Source organism: Xanthomonas melonis, assembly GCF_020783655.1.
Classification (GTDB): Bacteria; Pseudomonadota; Gammaproteobacteria; order Xanthomonadales; family Xanthomonadaceae; genus Xanthomonas; species Xanthomonas melonis.
The window spans coordinates 46,524-65,436 of record NZ_JAJGQH010000011.1 but is presented as its reverse complement, the minus strand read 5'-3'; the positions used below and the strand labels follow the sequence as shown (position 1 = coordinate 65,436).

11 protein-coding genes are annotated in these 18,913 nt (G+C 65.9%); 8 read left to right on the top strand and 3 right to left on the bottom strand.

What is annotated here, in order from left to right; genetic code table 11:
* The first annotated feature begins 1 nt into the window (after nt 1).
* The 7 genes from gspN to LL964_RS12390 all read left to right on the top strand — a co-directional run bounded on the left by gspN (nt 2) and on the right by LL964_RS12390 (nt 9,767).
* A complete protein-coding gene (gspN, locus tag LL964_RS12420; RefSeq protein ID WP_425478142.1) occupies nt 2–709 on the top strand; it encodes a type II secretion system protein N in 708 nt (235 codons plus the stop codon).
* A 352-nt stretch (nt 710–1,061) separates the two neighbouring features.
* On the top strand, nt 1,062–1,784 hold the full coding sequence (locus LL964_RS12415; protein WP_208621397.1) for a GntR family transcriptional regulator: 723 nt from the start codon (nt 1,062–1,064) through the stop codon (nt 1,782–1,784).
* 43 nt (nt 1,785–1,827) lie between these two features.
* Complete coding sequence (locus tag LL964_RS12410) at nt 1,828–3,165, top strand: sugar MFS transporter (protein WP_104585727.1); 1,338 nt, start codon at nt 1,828–1,830, stop codon at nt 3,163–3,165.
* Nucleotides 3,166–3,205: 40 nt separating this feature from the next.
* A complete protein-coding gene (locus LL964_RS12405) occupies nt 3,206–4,273 on the top strand; it encodes a LacI family DNA-binding transcriptional regulator (RefSeq protein WP_104585726.1) in 1,068 nt (355 codons plus the stop codon).
* Between the two features lie 6 nt (nt 4,274–4,279).
* On the top strand, nt 4,280–5,308 hold the full coding sequence (locus LL964_RS12400; RefSeq protein WP_104585724.1) for an SIS domain-containing protein: 1,029 nt from the start codon (nt 4,280–4,282) through the stop codon (nt 5,306–5,308).
* A 2-nt stretch (nt 5,309–5,310) separates the two neighbouring features.
* On the top strand, nt 5,311–6,465 hold the full coding sequence (gene nagA / locus LL964_RS12395; protein ID WP_104585723.1) for an N-acetylglucosamine-6-phosphate deacetylase: 1,155 nt from the start codon (nt 5,311–5,313) through the stop codon (nt 6,463–6,465).
* 683 nt (nt 6,466–7,148) lie between these two features.
* Nucleotides 7,149–9,767: a TonB-dependent receptor gene (locus LL964_RS12390; RefSeq protein WP_425478135.1), complete on the top strand. Its 2,619-nt coding sequence runs from the start codon at nt 7,149–7,151 to the stop codon at nt 9,765–9,767.
* Nucleotides 9,768–9,840: 73 nt separating this feature from the next.
* On the opposite strand, the gene LL964_RS12385 is transcribed toward LL964_RS12390, so the two are convergent.
* Together LL964_RS12385 and LL964_RS12380 are read right to left on the bottom strand one after the other, a co-directional pair.
* Nucleotides 9,841–11,073 carry a multifunctional CCA addition/repair protein gene (locus LL964_RS12385; protein ID WP_104585722.1) on the bottom strand — a complete coding sequence of 411 codons (1,233 nt, stop codon included), beginning with the start codon at nt 11,071–11,073 and terminating at the stop codon, nt 9,841–9,843.
* A gap of 638 nt (nt 11,074–11,711) precedes the next feature.
* Nucleotides 11,712–13,685 (bottom strand): transglycosylase SLT domain-containing protein, encoded by a 1,974-nt coding sequence (locus tag LL964_RS12380; protein WP_146092316.1) that lies wholly within the window; start codon nt 13,683–13,685, stop codon nt 11,712–11,714.
* Nucleotides 13,686–13,976: 291 nt separating this feature from the next.
* Between LL964_RS12380 and LL964_RS12375 the strand changes: the two genes are divergently transcribed.
* Nucleotides 13,977–16,856 (top strand): TonB-dependent receptor, encoded by a 2,880-nt coding sequence (locus LL964_RS12375; RefSeq protein WP_104585718.1) that lies wholly within the window; start codon nt 13,977–13,979, stop codon nt 16,854–16,856.
* A 349-nt stretch (nt 16,857–17,205) separates the two neighbouring features.
* On the opposite strand, the gene betA is transcribed toward LL964_RS12375, so the two are convergent.
* Complete coding sequence (betA, locus tag LL964_RS12370; RefSeq protein WP_104586447.1) at nt 17,206–18,876, bottom strand: choline dehydrogenase; 1,671 nt, start codon at nt 18,874–18,876, stop codon at nt 17,206–17,208.
* Between the last annotated feature and the right edge of the window lie 37 nt (nt 18,877–18,913).

Here is an 18,913-nt window from a genome sequence, read left to right as displayed (position 1 = left end):
CTTGCGCTTGGCGCTGCTGGGCATGCTGCTGCTCGCCACTGGCGTGATCGCCACCTTTCCGCTGCGTCTGCTGTTGTCGACGGAGGACCTGCCGTTTTCCGCACTGGAAGCGCAGGGTTCGATCTGGAACGGCACCCTGCGCGACGTGCGCTGGAACAGCCTGCAGCTGGGCGATGTCGGCGTGCGCCTGCGGGCCTTGCCGCTGTTGCGTGGCGAACGCCAGGTGCAATTGCGCTCGGCCGACGTGCAGGCCATCGCCGTGCAAGGCGCACGACAGGGAGTGGAGCAGGCCAGCGGCCGCTTGTTGCTACGCCAGCCTGGCGGAGCGACGCTGATGGATCTGTCGATCGACCTGCGCGATGTACAGACGATCTTCGACGCCACGCGGTGCAGGCAGGCGGGCGGCAATGTGGTCGTGCAGGTGCTGCCCAGCGAAGCGGGCGAGGCTGCGGGATTGCTGCCGTTGCGGCTGCGCGGCAGCCCGCGTTGCGTGGACGATGCGATGGTGCTGGCACTCGTGCCCGATGGCGGACTGCCGGATGGGGTGCAACTGCGTGCCGAACTGCGCCTGCAGCGCAGCGGCCATTGGCAATGGCGTACCCAGGTCGAACCGGGCAGCGACACCGGCTTGCGACTGGGCCTGCAGTTGCTGGGCTTTGCGCAGACGCCCGAGCGCTGGCTGGTCAGGCACGACGAAGGCCGGCTATAGCCGCGGCGCCGCATGGCGGCCACGACGCGCCGCGCGCCGACCCCGACGCGCGCGTCCCTGCCGCACCCGAATTGGTCTGGCTGTACTGCCACGCGGCTCGCGCCCGCGTTTTGGTGGACGATCGCGCCGCAGGTGCTTGCGCTCGTCGAAGCAGACCACTGCCGGCCGGTCGCGGCGATGCATACCAGTTCGCCCGCTTCCGGCCGGCCATGCACCCGCCGATTCGCGGCTTCAGCTGGTTCGACGCGGCAGGGGCTGGTGCAGGGCCGCCGATTGGTACTATATTGGACCTATCGAATCTGGGCTGGCGGAGACAACGATGGCCAAGGCCAAGGCAGACGCCGACAAGCGACTGGACGAGCTGCACCTGGACGCCTCCGCGCCAACCCCGCTGTACCTGCAACTGGCCGCCAAGCTCACCGATGCCATCCGCGGTGGTCAGTGGAAGGCCGGCGAAGCCCTGCCGGCCGAGCGCCAGTTGTGCGAGCGGCTGCAGATTTCGCGGGTGACTCTGCGCCAGGCGGTGGACGTGCTGGTCGAACAGGGTCTGGTGTCGCGCCGGCAGGGCGCCGGCACCTTCGTCACCACCCAGATCCAGCACCAGCTCAGCGGGCTTACCAGCTTCAGCGAGACGCTGCGCATCAAGGGCTACGAGCCCGGCACGCGCTGGCTTGAGCGGCGTCTGCGCCCGGCACATGGCGAGGAGATCCTGCGGCTGGGGTTGTCGCCGGATGCGGCGGTGGCCTCGCTGACGCGTCTGCGCAGCGCCGATGACCGCGTCATGGCTTACGAACACGCCGTGCTGCCGCAGCGTATCGTCTCCGACCCCCAGCAGGTGGGCGATTCGCTCTACAGCTACCTGGATGCGCAGGGCACGCCGGTGGTGCGCGCACTGCAGTACTTCCGCGCCATCAATCTTCCCGCGCGGCTGGCCGAACATCTGCGCATGAAGACCGGCGAGGCGATCCTGCACGTGGTGCGCGTGGGCTACGCCCGCGACGGCAGTGCGATCGAGCTGACCGACACCTATTGCCATAACGACTTCTACGACTTCGTCGCCGAACTGCGCCGCTGACGCCGACGGCATTCCTTACGACAACCTCAGAGCCCGCCGATTCATGACTACCGCCAGGCCCGCAAATCCCGTTGTCTCGATCGCCATCGTCGGCGTGCTGTTCTTCATCATCGGTTTTTTTACCTGGATCAACGGGCCGCTGATCACCTTCGTGCGGCTGGCGTTCGACCTCAACGAGGTCAACGCGTTCCTGGTGCTGATGGTGTTCTACCTGTCGTACTTCTTTCTGGCCTTGCCCTCGTCGTGGATTCTCAAGCGCACCGGCATGAAGAAAGGCCTGGCGCTGAGCCTGGTGGTGATGGCCGTGGGCGCAGCAGGCTTTGGCCAGTTCGCCACGCAGCGCTGGTATCCGGGCGCGTTGGGCGGCCTGTTTGTCATCGGCAGCGGCCTGGCCTTGCTGCAGACGGCGATCAACCCGTACATCAGCATTCTTGGGCCGATCGAAAGCGCCGCGCGCCGCATCGCCTTGATGGGCATCTGCAACAAGATTGCAGGCATCCTGGCGCCGATCCTGATCGGCTCGCTGGTGCTGCACGGCATTGGTGACCTGTCCGAACAGGTGGCCAGCGCCGATGCGGCGACCAAGGAAGCCTTGCTCACCGCCTTCGCCGCCAAGATTCACGCGCCGTATCTGGTGATGTCGGGCGTCCTGCTGCTGCTGGCCATTGGCGTGCTGTTCTCGCCGTTGCCCGAGCTCAAGCCCTCCGAGGCCAACGCCACGCCGGGCGCGACCGGTGGCGTGCAGAAATCCAGCATCTTCCAGTTCCCGCACCTGTGGCTGGGCGTGTTGTGCCTGTTCGTCTATGTCGGCGTGGAGGTGATGGCCGGCGATGCCATCGGTACCTATGGCCACAGCCTCAATCTGCCGTTGGACAGCACCAAGATCTTCACCTCCTACACCCTGGGCGCGATGCTGCTGGGCTACATCGCCGGCCTGGTGTTGATTCCGCGCGTCATTTCGCAGGCGCGCTACCTGAGCGTGTCGGCGGTGCTGGGCGTGCTGTTCTCGCTGGGTGCCTTGTTCGCCCCAAGCTACGTGTCGGTGGACCTTGTCGCCTCTTTCGGCATCGCCAACCCAATGATGTGGCCTGGCTACGTGTCGGTGGGCTTCGTCGCCGCGCTTGGCTTCGCCAATGCAATGATGTGGCCGGCGATCTTTCCGCTGGCCATTCGCGGACTGGGCCGGTTCACCGAAATCGGCTCGGCACTCTTGGTGATGGGCATTGCAGGCGGCGCGATCATTCCGCAGCTGTTCGCCATCCTCAAGCAGCATTACGACTTCCAGGTCGTGTTCGCTGCGCTGATGGTGCCGTGCTATCTGTACATCCTGTTCTATTCGCTGCGCGGTCACCGCGTGGGCCTGCCGGCCCAGGCCAAGTGAGCGCGCCGGCATGACGCGATCCGACGACCAAGGCACTTCCATGCGCAGGCCCACCATCAAAGACGTCGCCGAGCGCGCCAAGGTCTCGTTGAAGACCGTGTCGCGGGTGATCAACAACGAGCCCTCGGTCATGCAGGCCACGCGCGCGCGCGTGCTGCGCGCCATCGCCGATCTCGACTACGAACCCGATCCTTCCGCACGCAATCTACGCAGCGGCACGCCGTTCGTGATCGGCCTGGTGTACGACAACCCCAATCCGTACCACATCATCGGCATCCAGAACGGCGTGCTGGCCGCGTGCCGTGAAACCGGCTTCGGTCTGCAGATCCATCCCTGCGATTCCACCTCGCCGTTGCTGGCCGAAGAACTGGCCGAATGGGTGCAGCGCTCGCGTCTGGCCGGGGTGGTGCTGACCGCGCCGATGTCCGAACGCCCCGAATTGCTGGCCGGCCTGGCTGCGCGCGGCATCAAGAGCGTGCGCATCATCGCCGCCACCGACGATCCCGGCGATGGCCCGTGCGTCTACATCGACGACCGCGATGCGGCCTATGAGATCACCGAGCATCTGATCCAGCTCGGCCACCAGCGCATCGGCTTCCTGTGGGGCGGTCCGCAGCATCGCTCCAGTGGCGAACGCTATGCCGGCTACGAGGCGGCGTTGAAGGATTACGGCATCACCCTGGACAAGCATCTGGTGATCCCCGGCGACTACACCTTCGACGACGGTTTCCGTGGCGCGCGCCGGTTGTTGTCGCTGCGCGAACCGCCCACCGCCATCTTCGGTAGCAACGATGAGATCGCCGCCGGCGTGCTGGCAGCGGCCAAGTCCACCGGTATGAACGTGCCGTATCAGCTGTCGATCGCCGGTTTCGAAGACAGCCCGTTCTCGCGCCAGTCGTGGCCGGCGCTGACCACCGCCAAGCAGGCCACCGACGACATCGCACGGCACGCCGCACGCCTGTTGATCAGCCAGCTGCGCAGCGATGCCTACGACGACCAGCCGGCGCAACTGCAGAACCGCGGTTTCGTGCCGCAGCTGGTAGTGCGTGGCTCCACTGCGCCGGCACCCGCGTCCACCGGCAAACCCCTTCCCCCCGAATCCGCCTGAGTCCAGATGAGCCTCCCCCTCGAAACCGAGACCCTGATGTTCCGCGAGGCGGCACAGACCGCCGACGTGGTCGCCGCACAGTTCGCACGCAACGCCGACACCATCGCCGCGCTGGCGCAGTCGCTGCGCGAGAACCCGCCGCCGTTCGTGGTGACCTGCGCGCGCGGCAGTTCCGACCACGCGGCCACCTATGCCAAATACCTGTTCGAAACGCAGCTAGGCATCGTCACCGCCTCCGCCTCACCGTCGGTGGGCTCGGTGTATGCGGCGCCGCTGCAGTTGCGCGGGGCGCTGTACATCGTGATCTCGCAATCGGGCAAGAGCCCGGACCTGTTGCGCAATGCCGAAGCCGCCAAGGCTGCCGGCGCGCGCGTGGTGGCGCTGGTCAACGTGGAAGATTCGCCACTGGCGCAGCTGGCCGAGGTGGTGATTCCGCTCGGCGCAGGTCCGGAACAGAGCGTGGCCGCGACCAAGAGCTATCTCGCTTCGCTGGCGGCAGTGCTGCAGCTGGGTGCAGTGTGGAAGAACGACCCCGCACTGCTCGCCGCAGTGGAGGCCTTGCCGCAGCAGTTGCGCAGCGCCTGGCAGGCCGATTGGTCCGCACTCACTGCGGGTCTGGTGCCCGCGCACAACCTGTTCGTGCTCGGCCGCGGCCTGGGCCTGGGCGCGGCGCAGGAAGCGGCATTGAAGTTCAAGGAAACCTGTGGCCTGCATGCCGAAGCCTACAGCTCGGCCGAGGTCAAGCACGGCCCGATGGCGCTGGTGGGCCCGGGCTTTCCGGTGCTGGCGTTCGCGCAGCCGGACGAAACCGGTGCCGGCACGCGTGCCCTGGCGGCCGAATTCCGCGCGCGTGGTGCGCGGGTGTGGCTGGCGGCTCCCGATGGCGATCTGCCGTTGGTCGATGCCACGCATCCGGCCTGCGCACCGCTGCTGACCGTGCAGAGCTTCTACCGCGCGATCAATGCATTGGCCCTGCAGCGCGGCCATAATCCCGATCTGCCGCCGCACTTGAACAAGGTCACGGAAACCGTTTGAACATGGATGCTTCCCCGATTCAGGCGCTGTGCAATGCGCGCGTATTGACCGACGATGGTCTGCAGGACGGTCTGGCCGTGTTGCTGGACGGTGCGCAGATCCAGGCCGTCGTGGCAGCCGACGATGCATGCGTGGCGCAGGCGCACACGCGCGTGGATCTGGGCGGTGCCACCTTGCTGCCGGGTTTCATCGACATCCAGGTCAACGGCGGCGGCGGGGTGTTGTTCAACAACGCACGCGATCCGCAGGCGCTGGCCACGATCGCAGCGGCCCACCGCCGCTTCGGCACCACCGGCCTGCTGCCGACCCTGATCAGCGATACCGCGCAGGTGATGGCCGAAGCGATCGAGGCGACGCGGCAGGCCATCGCACAAGGCGTGCCCGGCGTGCTTGGCATCCATCTGGAAGGGCCCTACCTGAGTCCTGCACGCAAGGGCACGCACGATGCGCGCAAGTTTCGCCTGCCGGATGCGCACGAAATCGCGGTGGATACCTCGCTGGACAACGGCGTCACCCTGATCACGCTGGCGCCCGAGCGCGTGCCTCTGGACGATATCCGTGCCTTCGTCGCTGGCGGCGCGATCGTGTTCGCCGGGCATACCGCTGCGAGCTACGAACAGGCGCGCGATGGCATCGCCGCCGGCGTATGCGGCTTCACGCATCTTTTCAACGCGATGTCACAGCTGGCCGGGCGTGAGCCCAACGCCGTGGGCGCGGCGCTGGAAGATCCCAATGTGTGGTGCGGCGTCATCGTCGATGGCGTGCACGTGCATCCGGCCAGCCTGCGCGTGGCCCTGGCGGCCAAGCCGCGCGGCAAGCTGTTGCTGGTCACCGATGCCATGCCGATGGTCGGCAGCGACAGCCCCAGCTTCGATCTGTACGGCGAAACCATCACCGCCGTCGATGGCGTGGTACGCAATGCCGACGGCGCTCTGGCCGGCTCGGCGCTGGACATGGCCACCGCCGTGCGCAACAGCGTGCGCTGGCTGGGCGTGGACCTGGCCGAAGCCGCGCGCATGGCGTCCACGTATCCGGCGCAATGCATTGGCCTGGGCAAGCGCCTGGGCCGCATCGCGCCCGGCTATCAGGCCGATCTGGTGCTGGTGGATGACGACGTGCAGGTCTTGAACACCTGGGTGGCCGGGCAGCGCGACTGAGAGCAGCTGACGCAGGCAAGGTGTGCGCTGGGCATGGGGAACGGAAGGGACCTCGTGAAGAAGGGATTGTCTGCACCACGCGGCGAAACATTTCAGTGCGCAGCCTTACGGGGGCGACGTTTCAGGCGCAGTGCACTGCACACCTGTGTCAGTGAATGCGATCGCGATCACGTGGTCATTCCATTGTCGTCGTGCAGGACGGCGTTTTCCGCACAACGTGGATACGCGCTCGTTTCCGGGTTGACAGCCGCACTGGCGGAAGGCACCTTCGCTGATAACGTTGTCAACGAATAGGAAATCTCTTCCGTTCGATCACATCTCGCTGGCCGACCATGATCGGCCTTGCGTTTGGATCCGTGTACCGATGGGGTCATGCGGATCGTTGCTTGCGGTCTGGCACAGGGGGCGGATCGCAGCGTGGCGCGCAACGCGCGCGCCAGCGCAACCGGACGGTTGCGACCTGACGTCTTTGCCACGAGGTCAATGCAATGCCGCTTCCCTGCCTGCTACCGCTGTCTGTCTCTGCAAACTCCATCCTTTGCGCTGCATCCGGTCGCCTCTGTGCCGCGACACAGCGCGCCCCTGCACGGCGCTCGCCGGGCAACGTTGTCGCCAGCACGGTACAGCCATGCAATGCCCGGTCGGGCGAGGTCGCGTGGCGGCGCTCGCCACGACACGCCCGCTTGAGCGCGGCGGTGCGCACGCTGCTGCTCGGTGGCGCTGCCCTGACTGGCGCGGCGGCGTTTCCGGCACTTGCGCAACAGTCGCCGGCATCCTCCGCCGCCCAGCAACCGCCCGTTTCCGCATCCACGCAGCAACAGCCGCCGACCAATCCATCGGTGTCCACGCTGGACGAAATCAAGGTCGTTGGCTACCAGGCCAGCCTGGGCAAGGCGCTCAACGTCAAGCGCAATGCCGATGCGATCGTGGATGCGATCAGTGCCGAAGACATCGGCAAGTTCCCCGATACCAATGTGGCCGAATCCCTGTCGCGGCTCTCCGGCATTACCGTGGATCGCCAATTCGGTGAAGGCGAGAAGGTCAGCATCCTGGGAACCGATCCGGCGCTCAACCGCGTGCTGCTCAACGGCCAGACCATTGCCTCCACCAGCTGGGGCGGCGATCCCAACGACCCGGATAGCCGCTCGTTCAACTACAGCACCCTGGCACCGGAAGTGGTGGGGCTGATGGAGGTCTACAAGACCCCCGAAGCGCGCATCGACGAAGGTTCGATCGGCGGCACCGTGATCGTGCACACGCGCAAGCCGCTGGAGCTCGATCGCAATACGCTCACCGGGACAGTGAGCTACGGGTACAACGATCGCTCCGACGAGGGCAAGCCGAACGCCTCCGCGCTCTACAGCTGGAAGAACCAGGACGAAACCTTCGGCGTGCTGACCTCGGTGATGCATTCGCAGCGTGTGCTGCGCCGCGAAGGTGTGGAGATCTTCGGTTACGACGATGTCGCCGGTGCTGCGTTTCCGCCTGCGGTGGTCGGTAACAACACCGGCGTGTTTCCCACCTCGATCAACACCGCGCTATTCCAGCAGACACGCAAACGCGATGGCATCAGCGCCGCATTGCAGTGGAAGCCCGATGCCGACTTCGAGCTCAACCTGACCGGTCTGTATGTCACCGAGAACTTCGACAACTACAACCAGAGCCGCTACGGCTACTGGGGATCCAATCCAGGCGATGCGCAGGCGCTGGGCTTCGAGAACGGCGTAGCCACCTCGGGCACCTTCGGCGATCGGTCCACCACCTTCCTGGATGGGTACCTGCGCAACAGCGATGTCAGCACCGGCAGCATCCAACTGCGCGCCGACTGGCATGGCGATGGCTGGAACGCCTCCAGCCAGGTCGGGTACACCAGCTCGCAGGGCGGTGCCGAGCGCATCTACGGCATCCAGTTCCGCAACCTGGCCGGCTACAGCTACACCATCGACGGGCGCCGCACCGCGATGGACTACAGCACCGATCCCACCAATACGGCGGCGATGCAGCTCAACAACGTCTCCGCCAGCCACAGCCCGCAGTACGACAAGGAGCGTTACCTGCAAATGGACTTCGATCACGCAGTGGAGTGGGGGCCGTTCACCCAGATCCTCACCGGCATCAAGCTCACCAACCATGCCACCGGGCAGTCGTCTTACAGCCGCACCTGGGCGCCGAACGACGGCAGCACGCTGGCGGATTTCTCGCCAGGCATCACTCCGTCCGGGTACCTGGATGGCTTGTCCACCAGCGCCGACATGCAACGCTGGGCCACCATCGGCCGTGGCGCGATCGGCCGCTACATCGGTGGCCTGGAAGGCGATGCGGGCCTGCCGATCAGCTACGCCGGCAATTACAGCATCGAGGAACAGAACCGCGCCTGGTTCCTGCAGGGCAACTTCTCCGGCGAGCGCTATCGCGGCAACATCGGCGTGCGCTACGTGCATACGCGTGATTCCACCGATGGCTTCAGCTATGCGCCGGGCGGCAGCTACACGCCGGTCAACTTTCTCAGCAGCTACGGCAAGTGGTTGCCGGCCTTCAATATCGCCTATGACCTGCGCGACGACCTGATGCTGCGGTTTGCCGCGTCCAAGGTCATCGCGCGGCCGCGCTACACCAACATGACCCCGTACGTGGCCACCGACGACACCACTTTGACCGCTTCCACCGGCAACCCCGGCCTGAGTCCGTACGAGTCCACCAACCTGGGCGCATCGCTGGAATGGTACTTCGCCGACAGCAGCCTGCTCAGCGCCGAATTCTTCTCGCGCGACATTTCCAACTACATCCTCACCACCGTGCAGGACCGGGTGTTCTTCAACAACGCCACCGGTGGATCGAGCACCTACCAGACCTCGGTGCCCACCAATGCCGGCGATGCCAAGGTGCAGGGCGTGGCGCTCAACCTGCAGCACAACTTCGGCAACGGCTTCGGCGTGGTGGCCAACTACACCTATTCCGACGCCAACACCGATGGCGACTATAGCCTGCCGTACAACTCGCGCAACGCCTACAACATCAGCCCGTACTACGAGCAGGGCAAGTGGAGTGCGCGGGTGAACCTGGGCTGGCGCTCGGAGTACTTCACCCAGATCGGCCGGCTCAACGGCCAGCAGATGACCGACGCCTTCACCCAGCTCGACGCTTCGTTCGGTTACCAGGCCACCGAGCGGCTGCGGGTGGCGCTGGAAGCCACCAATCTGCTGGACGAAACCTACTTCAGCTACATCGGCAACAAGAACCAGCCGTACTACCTCTACAAGAACGGCCGTTCCTTCATGCTGAGCCTGAATTTCAAGCTGTGAATGGGCCGGGCGGCTGCGCACCGCAGCCGCTGCAGTGTGCAGCGCGTACGCCGCTCACCGCGGCTGGCCCGCGCTACCCGTCACGGTTGCGCAGGGCCGCAATCGCGGCAATACGCGCCTTGGCCAGGGCATCGCCGATCTGCGGGCCCTGCAATCCGGTCGCTGCCAGGTCGCGTGCATTGATGGCGAGCGCGGCGGCATGCAGTTGCCTGAGCTGCTCGCCCTGGGGATAGCCGGCGTCTTCGCTGCCCAAACGTCCACGCTTGTCGGCCTCGCAGACCAGCGCCAGTTGGGCGATGCGCTCGGGCCGACGAAAACCGTCGCAGCGCACCAGTAATTCATGGACGGTGCTGTTGCGCAGTTCGGACAGGCGATGCACGTTGAGATGCTCGCGGCAGGCGGTGATGGCAAGCTGGCGGTAGTCCTGCGGCACCTTGAGCCGTTCGCAGAGCGCCTGCAGCGGCGCGACGCCGCGCTGCTCGTGCATGAGGTGGCGCGGCCATTGCTCTGGCGGCGTCAATGCCTTGCCCAGGTCGTGAGTCAGCGCAGCGAAGCCGATCAGCGCATCGCCCGGTGCCAGGCGTGCGGCCATGTCGCTGACCATCTCCTGGTGGATGCCGGTGTCGACCTCCGGATGGAATTCCGCACGTTGCGGCACGCCGTACAGCGCATCGATTTCCGGCAGGATCACGCGCAGCGCATCGGTGTCGTGCAGCGTGTGCAGGAAGGCCGATGGTTGTGCGCAGGTCAACGCGCGGCGCAGTTCCTGCCAGACCCGTTCCGGTACCAGGCTGTCCAATTCGCCACTGGCTGCCATCTGGCGCATCAATGCCGCGGTCTCCGGTGCCAGCGTGAAGCCGAGTGCGGCAAAACGCGCCATGAAGCGTGCCGCACGCAGCACGCGCACCGGATCTTCGATAAATGCCGGCCCCACATGCCGCAGCACGCGCGCCTGCAGATCGCGCGCACCGCCATACGGGTCCACCAACGCACCGCTGTCCTCGTCGCGGGCAATCGCATTGATGGTGAAATCGCGGCGCAGCAGGTCTTCTTCCAGCGTTACCGAGGGATCGGCGTCCACCACGAAGCCGCGATAGCCGCGGCCGGACTTGCGCTCGGTGCGCGCCAGTGCATATTCCTCGCCGCTGCGTGGGTGCAGGAATACCGGGAAATCCTTGCCCACCGGTTTGAATCCCTGCGCCTGCATCTGCGCCTGATCGGCACCGACCACCACCCAGTCGCGGTCGCCGGCCGGCAGGCCGAGCAAGGCATCGCGGACGGCGCCGCCAACGAGATAGATCTTCATCCGCACATGATGCCCGATGCGCTGCGCGCGTCGTAGGGCGACTGATCCACGGCTTGGCTGCAGGGCCCTTGCCCGCCCACCATCGCAGGACACGCCGCAAGTACGTCCCTGTAGGCTCTTACGCGGCATCCATGCCGCGTAAGGTCCCGCGACGGTGAGCGGGCAAGGACCAGTCGGGATGGTCGGTGTGCGTGGTCAAGAGCTATGCGTGTTTCGTATTGTTGGCTACTGATGCGCCGGTTCAACGTCCAATGCACGTCGCCGACAGACAGCTTTTCACGCGGCCACCGACCAACATCCTGGTGCGGTGCCCTTGCCGGCTGCGGGACCGTGTGGCGGCACGGATGCCGCCACCGAGCCTCCAGGGACGGATTCACGGCGTGTCCCGCAAGCGGTGAGGGCATCGCTCCCCTCGACGACCCGAGCCTTCGATGCACCGAACAACGCAACGACGGAAAATCTTGATTGGCCTCAGAGCCTCAGAGCCTGAAGCCTCAAAGCCCGAAGCTTAGGAGAGAACGAAAGGCAAGTACCAGAGCGGCATCGCCTAGCTTGCGCCCCAGGCCAAGACAACCACGCGCAACCGCGCAAGCACGATCACCTCATCCGGCCGCAATGCTCGGCGGCTGATTGGGAGCTTAGTCCTGCGCCGCGTTATTGGTCGCCTGGCCTGGCGTACACACCGGCTTCTGGCGCTTGTCCACCAGCTTGCCCATCAAGCGGTCGCTCAGCGGCAGCATGTCGCCGTTGAGTCGCCAGTCGTAGATCACGCTGAAGGCCAGCACGCGCGCGACATAGTCGCGCGTTTCCTTGTAGCTGATGGTTTCGATCCAGAAATCCGGGTCGAAGTTCGGCCGTTGCGACTGCCAGCGGCCGGTCGGGCCCGGCCCGGCGTTGTAGGCGGCGATGGTGAGATACGGCAGCCCGTAGGTGTTGAGCAACTGACGCAGGTAGGCGGTGCCGATGGCGATATTGGTCTCCGGCTCGTACAGGCTGGCCGCACCCGCGTAACCGGGAAGGGCGATGCCCTTGGCCACGGCCGCACCGGTGCCCGGCAACACCTGCATCAGGCCCATCGCGTTGGCCGGCGAGCGCGCGCGCGGGTTGAAGATGCTTTCGGCGCGGATCTCCGCCGCCACCCACGCCGGATCGATCGCATTCCTGGCAGCCTCGCGGCGGATGCTGTCGTCGTGGTGCAGCGGGAAGCGCAGCGCATACAGGCGCTGTTCGTCCGGTTGCTTGCCGAGCGCGAACACCGCGCGGTCGAACCAGCCGTTGTCGCTGGCCACTTCCACTGCCAGGCGACGCTGGGTGTCGTCGAAACGGCTGGCGGCATCGTTCCATTCGGCCACCGCCCAACCGGGGCGATCGATCTGGAACAACGCAATCGCACGGGTCAATGCCGGGTCACGCGCCACTGCAGCCTTGGCCTGCGGGCTGTCCTTGGGCTCCCACGGGCAGATCCGGTACGGCTGGCGCAGGCGGTCGGCAGCGAGGAAGCCATGGAAGGTGGGTGACTGCGCGGCGGCGCGGTACAGCGGTTGTGCGGCTGCGGCCGAGCCGGTCTTCTCGGTCAGGCGCGCTTCGAAATATTGCCAGCGCGAATCGGCGCGCTGGGTGGCCGGCATCTTGCGGATCGCGGCCAGCGCCGCCGGCCAGTCGCCGCGCGCCATTGCCTCGCGCGCCCGCCATTCGTGCAGGCGCTCGTCGTAAGCGGCGTCGGGTACCGCGTTGAGCCGGCGTGCCGAATCCGGCAGGTACGAGGCCACCGTCCACAGCGCGATCTGATACAGCACTTGCCCGCGTTGCGCCTGGCTGAAATCCAGGGCGCCAGCGAGCTGCGGCAATTGTTGTTCGGCCGCGTCCGGGTCGCTCTTGGCCAGCTTGGCCAGGCCATCGACGGCGATGCGGCGGCTGCGCTCGCTCTTGGGCCAGCCCAGTGCACGCGGGTGGACCTTGTCGAGAAACGCGGCGTAGTCGTTGGCCAGCGCCAGATCGGCGGCCGGTAGACCGCGTGCGGCGGTGCGCATGATCGCAGGCTGCTGCGCATCGGCGGCCGCCTCCACACGCTCCCAACGCAGCGCAGGCGTCAGCTCGCCGCGCGATTCCAGGGTTGCGAGCATCGGGTCGCAGGCATCGGGCAAGGCCTTGCCGTTGCGCCACAGGGTGAGCGCGTCGCGGCTCCACTGCGCATCCAGCTTGCCGGTTGCCTGCCGCGCGGTCAGCTGCGCGCAGCGCAGGCCGATGTTGTCGGTGGTCTTCCAATTGGCCAGCAGGGCATTCCAGTCCTGCCGACGCGCCAGCGCCGGCAGCCAGACGCTGCGGAAGCTCTCTGCCACCGGCTGGCCGGCGTAACGTTGCAGGAAACCCTGCGCCTGCGCGTTGGATACGTTGTCGATACCGCGCTTGAGCGTGGCGAACTCCAGCCAGCCATACAACGGATGGCGGCTCAGGGCGGTGAGCTGTGCGGGATCGGACTGGCCGCGCTCGGCGGCGGCGAGCGCATCGCGCATCGCGCTCAATTGCGGGTCGAGATCCTGCGCGTGCAGGGCGGTGCCGCACAGGCACAGCACGCCGGCGACGAGAGAAGCGAAACGGGGGGCGGAGGTCATCGCGCGATGATACCGAAGCAGGGCTGAGCGCCCAGGTGAACGCGCGATGGTGGCGGCAGCGCATGCGTTGCACGGCAGAGCTGCAATCGATCATAGGCTGCGCTCGGATGGGCGGATCCATGCGGCCTGCGCCCCTCAATACGGCGGGGATACTCCGACCATGACTGCGACGCGCATCGCAGTGCTGCATCGCCCGATTGCGGAGCGTTAAGGTTTCATTTAAAACTCGGGGCGGACCGCAGGGCACGGGGGCGTGCGGACACTTACCAAATCCTTCCGGAGAGAGAAAGGATGAAGCGTCTGATTTGCCCAACGCGGTCGCGCCTGGCCGTGCAGTTGTCGCTGTGCCTGATTCCCACACTCGCCTGGGCGCAGCAGCCCGAAGCCGCGCCGGCCACGCGTACGCTCGACAGCGTGCAGGTCACCGGTACCCGCATCAAGACCGCCGAGTTGCAAGGGCAGGTGCCGATCCAGACGCTCAATCGCGCCGACATCGAGCGCACCGGCCTGACCTCGATCGGCGAAGTGCTGCAGGAGCTCACCGCGTCCGGCTCGGCGCTCAATGCCAAGTTCAATTCCTCCGGCAACTTCGGCTTTCCGCCCGATGGCGGCGGCGTGGGCGCGGGCTCGGCGCAGGTGGATCTGCGCCATCTCGGCTCCAAGCGTGTGCTGGTGCTGGTCGATGGCATCCGTTGGGTCAATGAATCCTCCGCCTCGGGCGTGGGCTCCTCGACCGACCTCAACACCATCCCGCTGGCCATCGTCGAGCGCATCGAAGTACTCGAAGACGGCGCTTCCTCGCTGTACGGTTCCGATGCGATCGCCGGCGTGGTCAACATCATCACCCGGCGCAGCTTCGACGGTGCGCAGGTCACGCTCAACTACGGCCAGTACGGCAAGGGCGACGGTGCCAACCAGGGCGTGGACCTGGCCTGGGGCACCAGCGGCGAGGACTTCAGCCTGTTCCTCGGCGCCAGCTACGTGAAGCAGGATCCGATCTACGCGCGCGACCGCGCGCAATCGCGCTTCCCGATTCCCGGCACCGGGCTGACCTTCGGTAGTTCGGCGACGCCGGACGGACGCTTCCAGTTCGTCGACCCCACCACCGGCGTCCGCCAGAACCTCACCCCCAATGCCGGCGTGGGCACGCCCCGCTACGACGGCAGCGCCGGCTGTACGCGCAGCGACGACTACCATTGCTTCGGTACCGCCGACCGTTACAACTTCGCCGAACAGAACCTGCTGCTGACACCGTCCGAGCGCAAGGGCGTGTTCGCGCAGTTCCGCTACTACTTCACCGACGATGTGCAGTGGTACGTCAAGGCCCTGGGCAACCGGCGCGAATCGACCAATCAGGCCGCACCGGAACCGATCTTCCTCGGCCCCGACGCCGGCACCGGCAATCCGCTGGCCGACAACATCCGGATTTCGGCGCTCAATCCCTTCAATCCGTTCGGCTTCGATCTGGACTCGGCCACCAATCTGATCCAGATCGGCCGGCGCCCGGTGGAAGGCGGGCCGCGCCGCTACGAGCAGCAGGTGGACACGCAGTATGTCGGCACCGGGCTGGTGGGCAGCTTCGAAGGCGGCGCGCGCACCTGGTACTGGGATGTCAACGGCATGTACAGCAAGAACAAGGCCGAACAGACCAACTACGGCAGCTACAACATCTACAACATCAATCTGGCGCTGGGCGATCCGGCCGCCTGCGCGGCGGTGGCCGGCTGCGTGCCGCTGGACATCTTCAGCGGCGCCGGCAGCATCACGCCGGACATGTTGCGCTGGATCCAGCCGGTGGTGCGCGACCGCAGCCAGAACGAACTGAGCCTGTTCACCGCCAACCTCAGCAGCGAGCTGTTCCAGCTGCCCGGCGGCGCCGTCTCGTTCGCCACCGGCTACGAATACCGCAAGTACGAAGGCTCCTATCAACCCGATCCGCTCACCGTGGCCGGGCGCTACAACGGCGTGCCGTCGTTGCCGACGGCCGGCAGTTACGACGTCAACGAAGCGTATCTCGAACTCAATATCCCGATCTTCGCCAACTCTTCGTTGGGCGACAAGCTGGATCTGAACATCGCCGGACGCTATTCGGACTATTCCACCTTCGGCGGCGAGTTCACCCCCAAGTACGGCCTGCGCTGGCAGGTCACCGACGAGCTGGTGCTGCGCACCAGCTACGCCGAAGGTTTCCGTGCACCGACCATCGGCGAGCTGTTCGGCTCGGCGGCGCGCGCCGACCTGCAATTGTCCGATCCGTGTTCGATCGGCCTGGGCGGCACTGCGCCACGGGGCAGCGCCGCCAACTGCGCTGCGCTCGGCGTGCCGGGTGGGTACCAGCAGGCCAACCAGCAGATCTCGGTCACCACCGGTGGCAACGAACAGCTGGATCCGGAGCGCTCGCGCAGCTTCAGCGCCGGCTTCGTCTTCAGCCCGGGTTTCGCCAGCAATGCCAGCTGGTCGGATCGGCTGGACATGGAGGTGACGTTCTATCGCCACCACGTGGATGGCGCGATCCAGGCGATCAATGCGCAGACACAACTGGACCTGTGCGTGGACACGCTGGATGCGCTGTACTGCGACGGCATCGGGCGCGCGTCCACCGGCGGCATCAATACCTTCAACAACCGCCTGACCAACCTGGGCTCGATCAAGACCGACGGTTGGGACGTGGACCTGTTCTGGACCCTGCCGGAAAGCGCATTGGGCCGTTTCAAGCTCTCCTGGCAGAACACCTTCGTGGGTCGCTACGAAGCCTTGGGCGCAGCAGGGCAGCGGCAACCGCAGGGGCCGGGCATCGAAGTGGTGGACAGCGCCATTCCCGAGTGGACCAGCAACGCAGTGCTGGACTGGTCGCTGGGCAACTGGACCGCATCGTGGACGGCTCGCCACATTTCCAAGCTCACCGAGCGTTGCGGCGATGCCGTCGAATTCGCGGTGTGTTCCAACCCGACCGAAGGCACCAATCGGCTGGATGCGATCACCTACCACGATGCACAGGTGGGCTACCGCATCGACTGGCTCAAGGGCCTGCAGCTCACCGCCGGGTTGAACAACGTGTTCGACAAGGACCCGCCGATCTGCCTGTCATGCTCGCTCAACGGCTATGACGCGTCTACCTACGACATTCCCGGTGGCCGCTTCTGGTATGCGCGGGTCGACTTGAAGTTCTAGTCCATCAGGTCGGGTCGGTCGTAAAGCGGAGAGAGGCTGATCTGCGGCTTGGCTGCACGGCCCTTGCCCGCCCACCCTCGCGGGACACGCCGCAAGTACGTCCATGTAGGCTCTTACGCGGCATCCATGCCGCGTAAGGTCCCGCGACGGTGGGCGGGCAAGGACCAGTCGAGTTAGTCGGTGTGCATGGCTGCAAGCACCGCATGACGTGCGTTTTTCGGTAATGGCGCATCCGATCAGCTTCGCAACGCAACGAGATCGGAAAACGGGCTTTCAGCAAACAACCTGCAAACTTTCTGGTGAGGGCAGCGCGCACCCGACCCAGGGTGGCGCACCGCGTTTTCTAGCATCACCCGCGCACAGGCGCATCGCCCGCCACGTAGTAATCCGCCGTGCTGCGCGGCAGCGGCGTGCGGCCGCGCATGCGGTCGGCGATCTTCTCGGCGATCATGATGGTGGTGGCGTTGAGGTTGCCGGTGATGATGCGCGGCATGATCGAGGCATCGATCACGCGCAAACCCTCCATGCCGTGCACACGGCCTTGTCCATCCACCACGGCCATGTCGTCGGTGCCCATCGCGCAGGAGCAAGATGGGTGATAGGCGGTTTCTGCGCGCGAACGCACGAACGCGTCCAGCTCGGCATCGGTCTTGCAATCGGCGCTGGGGCTGATTTCGCGGCCGCGGTATTGATCGAGCGCGGGCTGGGCGATGATCTCGCGGGTGATGCGGATCGCGTCGCGGAACTCCTGCCAATCCTGATCGGTGGACTGGTAGTTGAACAGGATGGAGGGATGCTGGCGCGGATCGCGCGACCTGGCATGCACGCGTCCACGACTGGGCGTGCGCATCGAGCCCACATGCGCCTGGAACCCGTGCTCCTTCACCGCATTGCTGCCGTTGTAATTGATCGCCACCGGCAGGAAGTGGTACTGGATGTTGGGCCAGTCGAACTCTTCGCGCGTGCGGATGAAGCCACCGGCCTCGAACTGGTTGCTGGCGCCGATGCCGGTACCCGCGAACAACCACTGCGCACCGATGGCCGGCTGGTTCCACCACTGCAGCGCCGGATACAGCGATACCGGCTTGGTGCAGGCGTACTGGATGTACACCTCGAGGTGATCCTGCAGGTTCTGGCCGACGCCGGGCAGGTCGTGTACCAATTGCACGTCCAGTGCGCGTAGCAGATCTGGCGCACCCACGCCGGAGCGTTGCAACAGTTGCGGCGAGGCGATCGCGCCGGCGCACACCAGTACTTCGCGACGCGCATGTGCATCGATGCCTTCGCTGCTGTTGCCCACCAGGTAATGCACGCCGATGGCGCGCTTGCCTGCGAACAGGATGCGGTCGGTGGTGGCATGGGTGACGATATGCAGGCCATCGCGCGGCCTGGCCATGTCCAGATAGCCGCGCGCGGTGCTGGCGCGGCGTCCGCGTGGTGTCACCGTGCGGTCCATCGGACCGAAGCCTTCCTGCTGATAGCCGTTGAGATCGTCGGTGCGCGGATAACCCGCCTGCACCCCAGCCTCGACCATGGCATGGAACAACACATTGTTGTCGTTGTTCGGCGTGGCCACGCTGACCGGACCATCGCCGCCGTGGTAGTCGTTGGCACCGATGTCGCGTGTCTCCGCCTTGCGGAAATACGGCAGCACATCGCGGTAGCTCCAGTCCTCCAGACCGGGACGCTTGGCCCAATGGTCGAAGTCCAAGGCGTTGCCGCGGATGTAGCACATGCCATTGATCAGCGACGAGCCGCCCAGGCCTTTGCCGCGCCCGCACTCCATGCGCCGGTTGTCCATGTAAGGTTCCGGCTCGGTTTCGTAGGCCCAGTTGTAGCGGCGGCCCTGCAATGGAAAGGCCAATGCTGCCGGCATCTGCGTACGGAAATCCAGCCGGTAATCCGGCCCGCCCGCCTCCAGCAGGAGGACGGTCACGCCCGGATCCTCGGTCAGGCGCGCGGCCAGCACGTTGCCTGCCGAGCCGGCGCCGATGATGATGTAGTCGTATTCGCGTTGCATGCTGTTCTCCTGATGCGATGGCAGTACGTGGCGGTCC

What these genes read in the sequence shown, in the direction of transcription:
- LL964_RS12385 (WP_104585722.1), bottom strand. Translation starts at nt 11,073, where the DNA reads ATGAAGATCTATCTCGTTGGCGGCGCCGTCCGCGATGCCTTGCTCGGC.
- LL964_RS12375 (WP_104585718.1), top strand. Translation starts at nt 13,977, where the DNA reads ATGAAGCGTCTGATTTGCCCAACGCGGTCGCGCCTGGCCGTGCAGTTG.
- LL964_RS12410 (WP_104585727.1), top strand. Translation starts at nt 1,828, where the DNA reads ATGACTACCGCCAGGCCCGCAAATCCCGTTGTCTCGATCGCCATCGTC.
- LL964_RS12380 (WP_146092316.1), bottom strand. Translation starts at nt 13,685, where the DNA reads ATGACCTCCGCCCCCCGTTTCGCTTCTCTCGTCGCCGGCGTGCTGTGC.
- LL964_RS12400 (WP_104585724.1), top strand. Translation starts at nt 4,280, where the DNA reads ATGAGCCTCCCCCTCGAAACCGAGACCCTGATGTTCCGCGAGGCGGCA.
- LL964_RS12405 (WP_104585726.1), top strand. Translation starts at nt 3,206, where the DNA reads ATGCGCAGGCCCACCATCAAAGACGTCGCCGAGCGCGCCAAGGTCTCG.
- nagA (WP_104585723.1), top strand. Translation starts at nt 5,311, where the DNA reads ATGGATGCTTCCCCGATTCAGGCGCTGTGCAATGCGCGCGTATTGACC.
- betA (WP_104586447.1), bottom strand. Translation starts at nt 18,876, where the DNA reads ATGCAACGCGAATACGACTACATCATCATCGGCGCCGGCTCGGCAGGC.